Below are 13,270 nucleotides of genomic sequence, written 5' to 3' on the forward strand. Positions count from 1 at the left end.
TTTAATCGTTATCTTTTTTAGAAATCGCACCAGTTGTTGCATCGATTTTTATTTTAAATTTCTTACCTTGAGCATTTCGCCCCTTAACTTCCCATTGACCATGTTCGAGCTCAATTTCTCGAATATTGGTATATCCTGCTTTCTCAGCGACAGAAAGTGCTTGTTGAATGCTTACCTTTGGCTGGTCAGCAAAAGCAGCTGAACATACTAGAGCTAGTGATGATAAGACAATTTTTTTTATTTTCATATTGGATCACCTGGTAGTTTGAATTTTTAAAAATTAACATTTTACTATCATGTTGTAAACAAAAGTTCAATTTTATCAGTCGCTTGCGGTACTTCATACCACGAACCTTGAAATTGAGAGGTTAAGGAGTGCAAACCGGGGCGAGGTCGTCTTGAATTTTGCATTTATGACTCACATAAAAGCAAGCGTAGCCGTGATTTCGCTACGCTTCTTTCCTCAAGGTTTCTTGCTATTAATGCACTTCACCACCGTATTTATAACAAACAGCACCACGTGCAAGCTTACCTTGTTTATATAATTTACTAAGTTTTTTATTACATCTTTTTTTAGCCTCGGCACAGGCAGCTGATGCTTTTAAAGCCATACCTGATTTGGTAACCCCTGCATAAGTGCCATTCTGATACTGTGCCATATATGTGCATTTTTTAAATGTCTTAGCGCTGGCACTTTCTGCGAACAAAGTCAAAATTAAGGCGGAAGCTAACATGATATTTGAAATTCGTACTATGGTTTTCATCCTTGATCTCCAAAAATTGTACCCATCTATAGCGCGTTTATCGTGCTATATTTTGTAAATATAGCAGTTAATCATGCAGGTTGGATCATTCTGACCCGACTTGTTGTCCCCGAGCCAAATCCGCCTGATGGTAGTCAAACAATTTTTGATGAAGATCATGATGATTCCAAGATAAAACATAGCGTCAGAGGTTGTTGTGTACTCAGTGAATATTGCATCGAGAACTTATAATCGTCTTTTCAGCAAGCATAGCAACTTCCTTCTCTAGACAATTGTTATGTTTGCTGAAAATGCTATGAGTGTTACCTAGGTCTTAGGTAAGACATGGCGCTAGTCCTTGCTTTATCTGTTTTAAACCTTGCGCCACTTTTTCTTTACTCAACGCATAACAAAAACGTAATACATGTTTTCCTTTATTCGGATTTAAATAAAAAGAGCGCCCAGGAACCACAGCAACTTTTGCTTGCTCAAGTAATATGCGTGTCATGGTGGCATCATCTTTAAAGCCCATGCGTGAAAAATCAGCCATAATATAATAAGCTCCCTGAGGAACTGTGACTTCAAAACCAATGTCGCGTAACTCTCGAACAGTATGATCACGTTTTTCTAAATATGTTTCACACATTGTTTGATAATAATTTTCTTCTAATTTGAATGCATCGATTGCCGCATGTTGTAAGGGTGTTGCAGGACACACATACAATAAATCTTGAACCAAAGCCATTTTTGCAATGACATGTGCTGGACCACTGGCATAGCCTAAACGCCATCCCGTCATATTATAGGTTTTGGAACATCCTGAAATCGTGATAGTGCGATCTTTAAAATTTTTTAAACTAGCAAACGACACATGTTTGTAACCAGGATAAGTAATATACTCATAAATTTCATCAGTGATAACTACTAAATTATATTGTTCTGCAATTGCGCCAATCGCTAATAATTCATGCTCAGAAAAAACCTTGCCACAAGGATTACACGGCGTGCAAATGATAATAGCGCGGGTTTTAGGGGTAACTACTTTTTTAAGATCATCGATTTGAATGCTAAAATCATGTAAATTAATAGGTACCGCTTTAACATTAACTCGATAAAGCTCCAAAATATTTTTGTGATAGCCATAGAATGGTTCAAACAAAATAACTTCATCTCCTGGATCAAATAAAGACATCGTCGCACAAATAAATGCACCAGTAGAACCGTGGGTCACCAGAATTTCTGTTTCGGCATGGACCGGGATTTTATTAAACGTTTGAATTTTATTGGCAATAGCAAGGCGCAAATTGAATATCCCTTCACAAGCAGAATACACATTTTTTTCTTGTTCAATCGCGCGTACAGCAGCCTGCTTGATGACCTCAGGTGTAGGTAAATCACAAATGCCCTGACCTAAATTTATCCCCCCAATTTTTTTACACTCTGTGCTCGCCGCACGAATACCAGATTGACACAAAGCTTCACTCACTTGACTTGTTTTCAGCATGATATTAGTTCCTCTGATTTTTTGTCCTGTATATAAGAAAAAATCCTCGCCTTATTACTACCTTGTTAAATTAGTTTTTGTGACAAGATATAATCCATTATGGGGAAAAATCCTGTAGTGAGATGTGGTTTCAATAGTAATTGCGCCTATTTTTTCATAAAACCCAAGCACTTCATGAATATTATCTGAATATAAATCGAAATGAACTCCAATTTTCCTCTTATTAATTTCCTTTACTTTATTCTAAGGTTGTTTGCCATAAGGGTGACCTATAAAGGTATTTAATATCTATAGATAATAAATCCAATTCAGTAATGGGTCTTTTGGAGGAGGGAGCCCGCATTCCAATGACTCCTAAGGTTGTATCATGATACTTGGCAATTAGTAAAATATTATTTTCAATATGGTAAGCATTAAGTCTCAAATTTGAACGAATTCAATTATCTATTGTTCTTTATTGGGATGTAAGTGCCATTTTGAGCGAATGATAAAATTTATTATTTCAGCTAACTCTGACATATCTGCGCTTTTCAAGTATATAAAGCATGTAACCGAGGAGCGCTCACGTGTTCGCTTAGAGGAAGCCAGAGAGTCGATGGGAGGTAAGTCCCAGGTGTTTTATATGGGGTTAGGTCTTGAGTTTTGCTTTGCTACTCATTGGCTATATTGGTCGGAAGGATTTAAACTGCCATTCTTTAGGTGCAAACAAAGCGTTACTCGAATTTAAAGGCTTTGTTGATGTAGGAGAAGTTGCTGGTAAAACAGATGAGGAGCTGTCGCCTTGGTCTATCGAAGAGAATAAAATGTTCCAGCAGCAAGATTTGTGTGTTTTAAAAGGCGAAACAGTATCAGCAGTACATCTCGACTCAGAAACTTGTGAAGTGTATTTATTTGAAAATGTCCTTTAACAGACCCAAACAATAAACGCGACGGGATTAATTTATTATTGCCGTCCTTGCTATAAGAATGAAGTTTTTAGAATGCTAAGACAGTATGATGATACATTGCATTTAAGCCCTCATCATTACACACTGAGTAACACTGAAAATAAATATGAATTAACAAACCGTGAATGTGTTTTCTTGTTAATAAGGGGTAAATCGGCAAAAGAAATAGGGGCTTTGCTTTCTCTATCAAAACGAACAATAGAGCCTTACATAGAAAATATTAAAAATAAAATGGATTGCAAGAATAAATACTGGTAAAAGCAGTTTTAAATGGCTATCACAATCACATTTCCTGCACGATTAAATCAAGCTGCTCTTATAAAGTTATTTTAAGAATTATTGCTGCTGATTTTCTACCGTATAAATACGGTGATTGAGACAAGTCTGAATACTATATTATTTTACAAAATTACCAAATTATTTAAAGGAAATCCGCATGCGCCAGATATTGACTACAATTTTTATTTTTTTGTTGCCTCATGCATATTGCGCACCGGTCTTCGAAATTATTCCTCTTGGAGTCTATGGCGGTTTGAAGGATGGAAATTTATCAGCTTATTTATTAAAGACTATTGAGAGCGAAAATTATACGGTTCTTGATGGGGGTACTTTGGTGCATGGGCTTGAAGTTGCAGTCAATAGACAATCCGTACGTAAAAATAATGTTGAAGATTTGCTGCAAAAACATATTCCGACTTACCTCATTTCTCACGCACATCTTGATCATCTTATGGGGTTGGTGATGGCGCAACCCGAATTGCGAGAACAACAAACAATTATGGCGCGCGAAGAAACAATGCAGGCGTTGCAGAAAAATATTTTTAATTGGTCTGTTTGGGGAAATTTTGGGGATAGGGGAGAAATTCCGCACTTGAATTATCAACATTATCAAACGATACCTTTACTGCAGTGGGTTGAGATTCCTAACACGGGTCTGCATGTAAAAGCTTTCCCCTTGAGTCATGGCGGGATGGCATCAAGCGCTTTTCTAATACGTTATAAAACGGAATATATCTTATATTTTGGTGATACAGGTGCTGATAGCATTGAAAAATCGACAGACCTGAAGAATATCTGGCAAGAAATCGCACCACTCATAAGAAATAAGCAGCTTCATGCCATCATGCTCGAATGCTCATTTTTAAATTCACAGCCAGATGACAAATTATTTGGTCATTTAAAACCAAGCTTATTTATGGTTGAGTTGCGCCAATTGGCATCGATTGTTAATCCTCTGGATTTAAGAAACTCACTACGAGGATTCCCGGTTGTTGTTACCCACATCAAACCCAGATTGGTTGACCTTGCGAGCTCTAAGGAAGATTCAAGAAGACAGGTTATAAACGAATTGTCCCAGGAAAATGATATTGGCATAGAGTTAATTAAACCTGAGCAAGGTATCATGTTAAGTTTATAACAGACAATTTCACTAAATCGTAGCCTTGATCACGTGTGGTGCAATCAAGGCTTTCATTCTCCGAAGTAAAACTGTCAATTCTATTGAGACTCCTGCTTACCCTATGTTTATCTATCCGGCTATTCTCAGAGATTTAGATTAAATGAATATAGCCACCTTTTTTAGACGGGTATTAGGTAAGTGTTCACGATTGGTCGAAAAAATGGACTAAACTGTTATTATGAAGAAAGCAACGGTGTTTTCATTTGGGTTTTCTATTTTATTTATTTTGCCGTTTAAAACGGCAGCAGACACTCTTTATTCAGATCAGACCGTAAAACTACAAATTTATCTGGATAAAAACAATTTTAGTCCTGGAAAAATAGATGGAGTTGATGGACAGTTTACTCGCTTTGTTTTTTCTTTATTAGATAAATTATCTAAAGAGGAAAAGGCAAACCTAAAATATCCTATGAGCACAATTAATCCCCTTTATATCGAATATAAAATTAAAGAATCAGATAATAAATTTATTGGGAAAGTGCCTAAAACACCCAGGGAGCAATCCCAAAAAAAATTTATCCCCTATGCGAGTTTTGGAGAGTTTGTAGCAGAGCGCTTTCATAGTGACATCCATTTATTAAAAACAATTAATCCAGGAAAAAATATAAATACTTTAAAAGCTGGCGATATACTAAAAGTTCCTAATGTTGAACCTTTTATTATTGAAGAAATTAAACCAAAAACGCTTGCAAAGCCAAAACCAGAATTCACAAAACGTGTGATAAAAATACATACTAAACAACGTATTTTAAGAGTTTATGAGAATGAAGATCTTTTGGCAGTATTTCCCATAACGCCAGGTTCTACCGGGCTTCCCGCACCAAAAGGTGTATGGAAAATTGTAAAAATTACCTTTTTACCCTGGTTTCGATATGACGAAAAAATGCTAAATATGGGAAAAAGAGGCAAGTATTTTTTTAATATTCCCCCGGGACCCAATAATGAAGTAGGAGTGATTTGGATAAGTTTGAATAAATCAGGCATAGGTATTCATGGCACAGATAGTCCCCAAACAATTGGACGTTCAACAAGTCATGGGTGTATTCGTTTGACGAATTGGGATGTATTAAAATTAAGCAAGTTAATAAGCCCCGGTGTTGAAGTCAAAATCGATGTGAATGAGTAAGCACGCGTAAGACAGGACTTTAAGAACTACCATGTGATGTTATGAGTTCCTGAGAATTGGGTTCATCCATAATTTTATGTATTTGTGGATCTTCATATAAATTAGCACGGATTTTGGCAAAGGTGGTTGATGTAGGACTATTAAACACAGCTCTTAATGAATGAACATGAGTGTTTTCATCTGGACTAGGGGCCATTTGCGAAATTTTCTTAATTTCAATGATGCTTTTTACAATATTTTCCTCATTATTATAATCTATTTGCCTAAGAATATTCCTTAACTCACTAATATAGCGCGGCGGAGTATTGTCTTCATTCCGAAATAATGAATCAGATAATAAATTGTAAACTGCACTGATATTTGCACGTCTATCCAGAGGGTCAATCTTCATCACATTAAGATGCATTCTCGATAAAGAAGCGTTACTCTCATTAGTAACGGGTTGACTTAAGCTTTTTATGTATTTTAGACCATCCATAAAAACCATATGTGTTGCATCATATAACTTTAGTGCTTTGTTTAATTTAGCGCAAACTTCGACAGAAGATAGTTCCAGGTGTTCCCCTTTATTGGGGTCAAAAAATGAATAGGTATTATTATGATTTTTTTTGATTAACATGGAGTGTCCTTCCATACTCCCAAATGACTTACTAAAAGCCATAAATTTTATATAAGTACCTACCTCAAGCTCATCTAATTTTTTTGTGAATAAGTCAGGATTCAGCTGTTTTCCATCGTTACTGACATCCAATGAAGTAAAGAGAGAGTAAGGATATATATTTAACAAGTAGGCTTTTAGTTTTTCATAATGACTACTGGTATCTAAAATGTGACTTCCTAAGACCCAGTCAGTGTTCAATTGATATACCCCTGCCAATAAATGAATATCATTTAAATTTGGCGGTAAGATTTTGTTAAAATCACTGTCATCTACGGGTTCACTCTGAGAAGATAAACCCATTAGATCCTCTTTGATAATATAATTACAAATTAATTCACAAAGACCTGAAAATCTTAGGCGAGCCCTATTAAGCGATTGATAATTATTATCTTCCCTAAGTTTTGCAATAAAATCATCCTGATTATAATATTTTTTTACACGTGCAGAGGGTGGGGGCGGACTGCTCTCCGTTTCTTCTGCATCATAAACAGAAACAATTTTTTGGGTTAAAAAATCCAAAACATTTTTAAAAGATTCTAAATCTTCTTCACTTATTGACGCATGCTTTTCGCTTTTTTGCTCAAGAAAGCCGCATAGTTTATCAAATTGTTCAAGTTCGTTTTCCTGAAGAGATGAGGTATTTTTGTAATCGAGGACTGCGGACAATAATCGTGGTTTCAGTTCGTTTAAAAGAGGAGCAGCCTTAATATAAATGTCTATAAAATATAATAAAGTCTGCTCGGGATTTATATTTTTGGTTAACTCTTCTTTTAATTTGAATTGAATCAGTTCTAGCGAGGAGTTATAAATCGTTTCGAGTTGGGCGGGCTCCCATACGTTTTCATCCTTTTTATGAAATTCATGCTTCATTTCTTTAAGAACTCTCAGCATTCCATGCAGATCATTTTGGGATTGTGCTTTATTTAATAATGTAAGATAGGCACTTTTTATTCGTTGATTTCTTTTTAATAGTTTTTCTAATTCTGCCGCGCTACCATCCGAAATTTTTTCTCGGTCCAAATCAATCGAAGTAATGCTGATATTATTTTGCAAACAATCACATAAATCATGGACGGAATTAACATCGTTTTCCGACAAATCAAGATGAACCAGTGTTTTATTGTGCTGAAGCGCTTGACTCAAATGCGCTAATCCCCCATTACTTATTTGATTTTTTCGTAAAACCAAAGTAGTCAGAGAGCTGTTGCTTTGGAGTGCAGTTGCTAAATTACGAAGCCCCTCATCGCCCATGTAATTAGCTGTTACATTTAAAGATTTAATGGAAGAACTGTTTTTAATTATTTCGGTAGCTATTGGATATTTTTCAGAGTCAAGCCCATTTGAGGATAAATCCAGAAAGGTCAAGGAAGGATGAATACTTAAAACTTTAGCGAGACTCTCTAATCTCCCAGGAGCTGAGGTATCTAATGTACAGGAAGATAAATTCAAATTGACTAAATTTTTATTCTTTTTTAAGCCGTCGGTTAAGTAATCTAAATCGTAACTACCAAAAGCATTCATACGCAGATTTAATTTTTTTAAAGACTCGCTCTCAATTAAGAGCTGGGATAAACCTATATCAAATTGTAAATTGGAATTGCTTAAGTCAAGCTCTTGAAGGGATTCGTGTGTACTTAACACTTGGAAAAAGTAGTTTGTAGTAAGTCCAATATTACTACCAGCAAGTTTTAATATTTTTAGACCTCTATTTTCCTTTAGGCCGACTCCAATTTTATAGAATCCCATATGATCAAAATGAGAATAACTTAAATTAATTTGTTTTAATGTTGTGTTAGACTTTAACATTTCCGCAATAAAAGCAGCTTCTGCATTTCCAATGGGATTGTTTTCTAAATCCAAATCTTTTAAATGGGTATTTTTAGATAAAGCAGAGGTTAATTGTTTTATAAATTCAGTTGTCGCCTGATTCTCAGGTAAATTTTTACAGCGTAGGGACTCTACCCGGGAATTATCAGCTAAGGTTGGTATCGCCCATTGCCATATGCGAAAATCCCTTTTGAGAGAAGATAAATCAAGTTCAGATTTAGTCTTTTGTAAACTTTTTACTATGGGTGTTTCATAAAAATAGGAAGAATAATAATGCCGTATGAGTGACTCTAAAAGAAATATTTGCGCAGTAAGCATGGTATTCTCAAAATAATCAATTAAATATATAGTATAGAAGAATTTAATGACTTCCATTGGTAACAATCGCTTAATAAGCAAGCCTTTTTGCTACTGAATTTTCTACACAACCTACCGAAAGGCTACATCCAATCTGGCACTCAATCTAACTTTCCCCAGGATTTTTAAATTGTGACTAAGAGATACTAATAAGTTACATTCTTGTTAATAAAGTTTATGATTGGCAAAAAATAGTAAAGTAACGAAATCAGGATTAAATTGATGGATGCCACAACTTTAAATCAAACACTCTCGTTTATTCATACCTTTGAAGACTATGAAAAGCTAAAGCAATATATTGAAGAAGGCCTTGCCAGAGCAATCATTCATAGACATCAATTATCCGAAGCATCATTAATGCTCTTTCCGGAAGGGACAAATATTGTCTTTTTATATGGTAATAAAGTCATTAAAATTTTTCCGCCGTTTCATCAAAGCCAATTTGAAAGTGAGCGGTTGGTATTGAAGCATGTGTATGGAAAGCTTTCGATAAAAACTCCTTTATTGGAGCATGAGGGCGAACTATTTGGTTGGCCTTATCTTATCATTGGCAAACTGGAAGGAACACTTTTAGAAAGCCTTTGGGAAAATATGGAACATGACAACAAAGAGATTATTCTTCGTGAATTAGGCGCGCTTATTCGAGAGGTTCATGCGTTACCGACAAATGGGCTTGAGGCTATTGATTGTCATTGGCCGCAATTTCTTGAAAAACAAATAGCGTATTGCGTAGAACAACATCGAACTAAAGGATTGCCAAAAGTTTTACTGCAACAGCTACCTGCTTACCTTGATTCAATCAAAGAGGAATTACCGGAGATAAAACAACCAGTTCTCTTAACTGGGGAATATACACCGATGAATTTTTTAGTGAGTCAAGCAAAGGGCATTTGGCATCTTAGCGGATTGATTGATTTTGGAGATGCGATGCTTGGTTTACCTGAATATGATTTACTTGGCCCTGGCGCTTTTCTTATACAGGGCGATAAGAAATTACTGCACACATTTTTAATGGCTTACGGTTATTTGTCACATGAGTTGACGAATAAGTTAAGTCATCAATTGACGGCATTAATGCTGCTTCACCAATATAGTAATTTGAATGTTCAGGTGAGAATTCCAGGTTGGAAGAATAAAGTAAGCAGCTTGAGGGATTTAGAAGATTTAGTGTGGGGCTTTTAGGGAGTTTTTATGTCCATTCGACTATCGGTTATAGCGATTTTAAAATTCTTGTATTGCACCACGGTATTTGCTGTTGCAGCACCTCCTGCCTCTGCGAACATAAAGCAGGTAATTTATATTACTTTGGATGGCGTCCGTTGGCAAGATGTGTATCAAACTCACCAATATTTCCCAAAATTTTGGCAAAAGCACGCCAATAAATTTACTTTTTACGGAGATCCTTCGAGCAATATCCCTATGTATACTGCTTCAGTGCCCATCAGTCTTCCCTCTTATCAAAGCCAAATGGCGGGGGCGGTACAACCATGTACAGGTAATGAGTGCGGTAGAATTAAAGTTGAAACATTGCCGGAGGCAATTATTCATAAATTGCATTTACCTAAAAAGAAAGTGGCAACGTTTTCCTCTTGGCCTGAGATTGGCTATGCTGTAGAGCATGTTCCTGGGACAACGTTCAGTAGTAACGGAAATGAATTAGTCTACGATCCAGATAGTTTAAAGCCTGATGACGTGATGAAAGAGTTGAATCAAAAACAACGTGATGACCATCCTGAGGGTAAGGATCGCTATGACCGATACACTTTTGCCCAAGCATGGCATTATTTTGTTACATATGAACCTCTTTTCTTATGGATATCATTAGATAACTCCGATGGTACGGCGCATGCAAATGACCTCAAGGGCTATCATAAGGCATTGGCCTATTACGATAACATGTTAGATAAAATTTTAAGCTATTTACAAGCTAAAGGAATTGATAAACAAACTCTGCTCATCGTCACTACAGATCACGGTCGGGGTAATGGAAGTAATTGGATACATCATGGCCCCAAGTATCCAGAATCCAGGAAAATATGGGCTTTCGTGATGAACGGACAATTGGTTCCCGTCGCACAGGATGAGGAGAAAGGTCGTTATAGTTTATTGTCTATTCGCCCTACTATAGAAAAGGCATTAGGCTTAGTTGATCAGTAGTTAGGCATAACGTGCATTTACTTTATTGCTGCGTTGTAATCGTTTCTCCGGAGCTTGTTTATTCGATGTAAACTCCGCTCCTCAAACCCTTTCGCCTTGCACTAAAGCAACGCTCACAGGTTATGCAAGAACTTGAATAAAGAACATACACTTATAAAAGGCAATCTTGCAATGTTAATTATTTTTGGTGGGTTACCGGGAACAGGAAAAACGACGATTTCTAAAATTATAGCCAAGCGTTTAAAAGCGGTCTATTTGAGAGTAGATACTATTGAGCAGACTTTAATTAGCTTAAACGGCTATCCGGATTCATTGATAGTAGGTTCAGAGGGGTATTTAATCAGTTATGCAATTGCTCGAGAAAATTTAGCTTTAGGTTTAAATGTTGTGGCTGACTCGGTTAATCCGATTTCTATAACACGCCAAGATTGGCAGCAGGTAGCAAAACAAACTGAATCAGATTTTATTGAAATTGAATTAACTTGTTCTGATGAAAAAGTACATCAAAGTAGGGTAGAAGGGCGTAATGCAGATATAGAAGGTCATACACTGCCCACATGGCAAGCCGTTTTGGAGCGTGACTATGAGCCCTGGGAAAGCAAGCAAATTATGCTTGATACGTCAAAGTATTTGATCGATGACTCCGTGGAAATGATTATGAGTTTTATCGCTTCAAGGCGAATTTAAATACCATCCGTGCTTATTAAAATAGTCTTTACATTGACGGTATCGTATATTATATCTAGAGTGAATACTGAAAAAATAATCAGAAATTCATTCTTGTTCAGGACATAATTAATAAGGGATTAAACTATGCCATTCACTAAAAATATTGGTTTTATTCTTCTCGCTGTTTACCTGATTATAGTAGCTCTTACTATTTTAGCACCAGGAGTTGCAATTCCTAGCACCATCACTGCTGTAGTTGCTTTAGTAGCTGCAATTTTTATACTTATAGGCAGGTAAATAAACGAGACTCTCTATAAATCTTGACGCAGCGCAGCATCATGTTTTATTTTAAGAACTAAACAAAGTTGGGTCATTTTGACCCAACACATATCTAATTTGACCGCAGATTGTTAGGTCATTTTTGCCCAGCAATTTTAGAGTTGATGTCATGAAGCTCTGAAATTTTATTTTGAATTTTCTCTGCGGTATCAGGTGTAAGCTCATAAGGAACCTCAGGACCTTTAAAAAATGGTAAATCTTTTTGTTTTCCCATTGTATCTAGACGAGACTCTTTAAATAGTTTTGTAATGTCTGCTAGACTGCCAAACTTACTCGCGTCCACAGAATAAACATCCTCAAAAGACCTTCGAACGCTATAATCTATCCCACTAAGCAATTTTTCTCGAGTCAATGCATTTTCCAAATATTTAGCCTCAATAAATTTTTCTTTAGGATCGGATAAAGTGAATTGCACATTATTTCCTTTAAGGCTAATACGTATCATTTTTGCGCTCCTTAAATATCAGCTTTGATAAAATATGATTTATTTAAGTATAGGAGCACCTAAAAAAAATGTGATTATTTTTTATTTATTTTGTACTTATAATAGATAGTTGTGTATTTGTAGATTGCCTTGCAGTGATTGAAGTAGTCAGTAAGTTCCGTGTTTGTTTGCAAACAGGATACCTCTTGCGAGTTTTTCAATGGGAAATATCAGCTTATGAGAGTTGCTGCAACTATGTGATATTATTTGATTTAAGTGGAGTAAAACCAGAGCGAAGGCGGGGGGCATTCCTCCTAAGACAGGAATTCAACTGTGATGGCGCACCTTGCCAATATAAAAGTGGAGTCTGCTTATTAGTTTAATTGAAACTCGGATCGAAATTATATTTATTCATATTTTTGTTCTCGGGAAAGGGGGGGGGCCTGCTTTTGGCATCACCGGTGTTGGCAAGATAATTATCATATTCTTCTATCTTCTCAAGTATTTTTATTAATTTGTTCAATTAAAGCCGCCTCTTGAGTTTAGCCATGAGAGCTATGCCATCCTCTAACACTATGACATCTCCCAAAAGCTCGAATTAATCATTTTCGTTTTAATTCTGTAATTCATATCCTTATCTATCTTAAACTAAAGCACGTTGATTCCATATGGAGTTTATCGCTATTATTTTTATAAAAATCGGATCTTTTTATATCTTCGAAAATAGCTCCTAAGACACTTTTTTCGTCAAGAGCATTCATTTGATCATACGTCAGCATTATCTCACTACCTTTTAACCATTTGAGTAAGCAACTTGCTGCTTCTTTTCGCGTCTTATGGGTTGCCGCACAGTTTTTGTCAGCTTCCCACTCAAATGCGAGGTAATCATCTAGCGCATAAGTTAAATCTTTTTGCGATCTTGGGGTTAAATCCTTATTTACCACCTTCGGATTTTGATGAGCATGTTTATCCACGACTCTGTCCTCTTGTTTACAAAACATGGTTTGCGATAAAAGTGGGGATTTGGCTGTCTTGGGTAATAATGGGGGGGGGGTAT

The 13,270-nt window shown here is 36.1% G+C and carries 14 protein-coding genes; 8 read left to right on the forward strand and 6 right to left on the reverse strand.

All coding sequences use genetic code 11. The features are described from left to right. Position 1: 1 nt before the first annotated feature. The 3 genes from Lpar_RS09390 to Lpar_RS09400 all read right to left on the reverse strand — a co-directional run bounded on the left by Lpar_RS09390 (position 2) and on the right by Lpar_RS09400 (position 2,247). Complete coding sequence (locus Lpar_RS09390) at positions 2-247, reverse strand: PepSY domain-containing protein (RefSeq protein ID WP_058517702.1); 246 nt, start codon at positions 245-247, stop codon at positions 2-4. Positions 248-479: 232 nt separating this feature from the next. Continuing rightward, on the reverse strand, positions 480-764 hold the full coding sequence (locus Lpar_RS09395) for a hypothetical protein (RefSeq protein ID WP_058517703.1): 285 nt from the start codon (positions 762-764) through the stop codon (positions 480-482). Positions 765-1,077: 313 nt separating this feature from the next. Next, a complete protein-coding gene (locus Lpar_RS09400) occupies positions 1,078-2,247 on the reverse strand; it encodes a pyridoxal phosphate-dependent aminotransferase (RefSeq protein WP_058517704.1) in 1,170 nt (389 codons plus the stop codon). Positions 2,248-2,882: 635 nt separating this feature from the next. On the opposite strand from Lpar_RS09400, the gene Lpar_RS19335 reads away from it, so the two are divergent. The 4 genes from Lpar_RS19335 (at position 2,883) to Lpar_RS09415 (ending at position 5,779) form a co-directional block, all read left to right on the forward strand. Next, positions 2,883-3,155: a hypothetical protein gene (locus Lpar_RS19335; protein WP_237759380.1), complete on the forward strand. Its 273-nt coding sequence runs from the start codon at positions 2,883-2,885 to the stop codon at positions 3,153-3,155. Between the two features lie 72 nt (positions 3,156-3,227). Then, the gene (locus tag Lpar_RS19340) at positions 3,228-3,452 is read left to right on the forward strand and encodes a helix-turn-helix transcriptional regulator (RefSeq protein WP_237759381.1); all 225 of its coding nucleotides are present in this window, start codon (positions 3,228-3,230) and stop codon (positions 3,450-3,452) included. Between the two features lie 178 nt (positions 3,453-3,630). Further along, positions 3,631-4,611 (forward strand): MBL fold metallo-hydrolase, encoded by a 981-nt coding sequence (locus Lpar_RS09410; protein ID WP_058517705.1) that lies wholly within the window; start codon positions 3,631-3,633, stop codon positions 4,609-4,611. Positions 4,612-4,831: 220 nt separating this feature from the next. Next, positions 4,832-5,779 (forward strand): L,D-transpeptidase, encoded by a 948-nt coding sequence (locus Lpar_RS09415; RefSeq protein WP_058517706.1) that lies wholly within the window; start codon positions 4,832-4,834, stop codon positions 5,777-5,779. 19 nt (positions 5,780-5,798) lie between these two features. Here Lpar_RS09415 and Lpar_RS09420 read toward each other — a convergent pair whose 3' ends face one another. Next, the gene (locus tag Lpar_RS09420; protein ID WP_058517707.1) at positions 5,799-8,585 is read right to left on the reverse strand and encodes a leucine-rich repeat domain-containing protein; all 2,787 of its coding nucleotides are present in this window, start codon (positions 8,583-8,585) and stop codon (positions 5,799-5,801) included. 261 nt (positions 8,586-8,846) lie between these two features. On the opposite strand from Lpar_RS09420, the gene Lpar_RS09425 reads away from it, so the two are divergent. The 4 genes from Lpar_RS09425 (at position 8,847) to Lpar_RS19090 (ending at position 11,747) form a co-directional block, all read left to right on the forward strand. Continuing rightward, positions 8,847-9,806 (forward strand): aminoglycoside phosphotransferase family protein, encoded by a 960-nt coding sequence (locus tag Lpar_RS09425; protein WP_058517708.1) that lies wholly within the window; start codon positions 8,847-8,849, stop codon positions 9,804-9,806. Between the two features lie 9 nt (positions 9,807-9,815). Continuing rightward, on the forward strand, positions 9,816-10,781 hold the full coding sequence (locus tag Lpar_RS09430; RefSeq protein WP_058517709.1) for a sulfatase-like hydrolase/transferase: 966 nt from the start codon (positions 9,816-9,818) through the stop codon (positions 10,779-10,781). Positions 10,782-10,952: 171 nt separating this feature from the next. Continuing rightward, positions 10,953-11,468, forward strand: a complete 516-nt coding sequence (locus Lpar_RS09435) for a P-loop nucleotide/nucleoside kinase family protein (protein WP_058517710.1) — start codon at positions 10,953-10,955, stop codon at positions 11,466-11,468. 126 nt (positions 11,469-11,594) lie between these two features. Continuing rightward, on the forward strand, positions 11,595-11,747 hold the full coding sequence (locus Lpar_RS19090; protein WP_165482430.1) for a hypothetical protein: 153 nt from the start codon (positions 11,595-11,597) through the stop codon (positions 11,745-11,747). A gap of 118 nt (positions 11,748-11,865) precedes the next feature. On the opposite strand, the gene Lpar_RS09440 is transcribed toward Lpar_RS19090, so the two are convergent. Further along, positions 11,866-12,234, reverse strand: coding sequence for a hypothetical protein (locus Lpar_RS09440; RefSeq protein ID WP_058517711.1), 369 nt, complete (start codon positions 12,232-12,234; stop codon positions 11,866-11,868). Between the two features lie 617 nt (positions 12,235-12,851). Continuing rightward, the coding region (locus Lpar_RS09445) for a hypothetical protein (RefSeq protein WP_237759382.1) at positions 12,852-13,270 on the reverse strand (419 nt) is incomplete at its 5' end.

This window comes from Legionella parisiensis (assembly GCF_001467945.1).
Lineage (GTDB): Bacteria > Pseudomonadota > Gammaproteobacteria > Legionellales > Legionellaceae > Legionella > Legionella parisiensis.

Excerpts from the sequence above, each read along its gene's own strand:
- Lpar_RS09395 (WP_058517703.1), bottom strand. The coding sequence starts at position 764 with ATGAAAACCATAGTACGAATTTCAAATATCATGTTAGCTTCCGCCTTA.
- Lpar_RS09415 (WP_058517706.1), top strand. The coding sequence starts at position 4,832 with ATGAAGAAAGCAACGGTGTTTTCATTTGGGTTTTCTATTTTATTTATT.
- Lpar_RS09420 (WP_058517707.1), bottom strand. The coding sequence starts at position 8,585 with ATGCTTACTGCGCAAATATTTCTTTTAGAGTCACTCATACGGCATTAT.
- Lpar_RS09425 (WP_058517708.1), top strand. The coding sequence starts at position 8,847 with ATGGATGCCACAACTTTAAATCAAACACTCTCGTTTATTCATACCTTT.
- Lpar_RS09410 (WP_058517705.1), top strand. The coding sequence starts at position 3,631 with ATGCGCCAGATATTGACTACAATTTTTATTTTTTTGTTGCCTCATGCA.
- Lpar_RS19090 (WP_165482430.1), top strand. The coding sequence starts at position 11,595 with ATGCCATTCACTAAAAATATTGGTTTTATTCTTCTCGCTGTTTACCTG.
- Lpar_RS09435 (WP_058517710.1), top strand. The coding sequence starts at position 10,953 with ATGTTAATTATTTTTGGTGGGTTACCGGGAACAGGAAAAACGACGATT.
- Lpar_RS09440 (WP_058517711.1), bottom strand. The coding sequence starts at position 12,234 with ATGATACGTATTAGCCTTAAAGGAAATAATGTGCAATTCACTTTATCC.
- Lpar_RS09430 (WP_058517709.1), top strand. The coding sequence starts at position 9,816 with ATGTCCATTCGACTATCGGTTATAGCGATTTTAAAATTCTTGTATTGC.
- Lpar_RS09390 (WP_058517702.1), bottom strand. The coding sequence starts at position 247 with ATGAAAATAAAAAAAATTGTCTTATCATCACTAGCTCTAGTATGTTCA.
- Lpar_RS19340 (WP_237759381.1), top strand. The coding sequence starts at position 3,228 with ATGCTAAGACAGTATGATGATACATTGCATTTAAGCCCTCATCATTAC.
- Lpar_RS09400 (WP_058517704.1), bottom strand. The coding sequence starts at position 2,247 with ATGCTGAAAACAAGTCAAGTGAGTGAAGCTTTGTGTCAATCTGGTATT.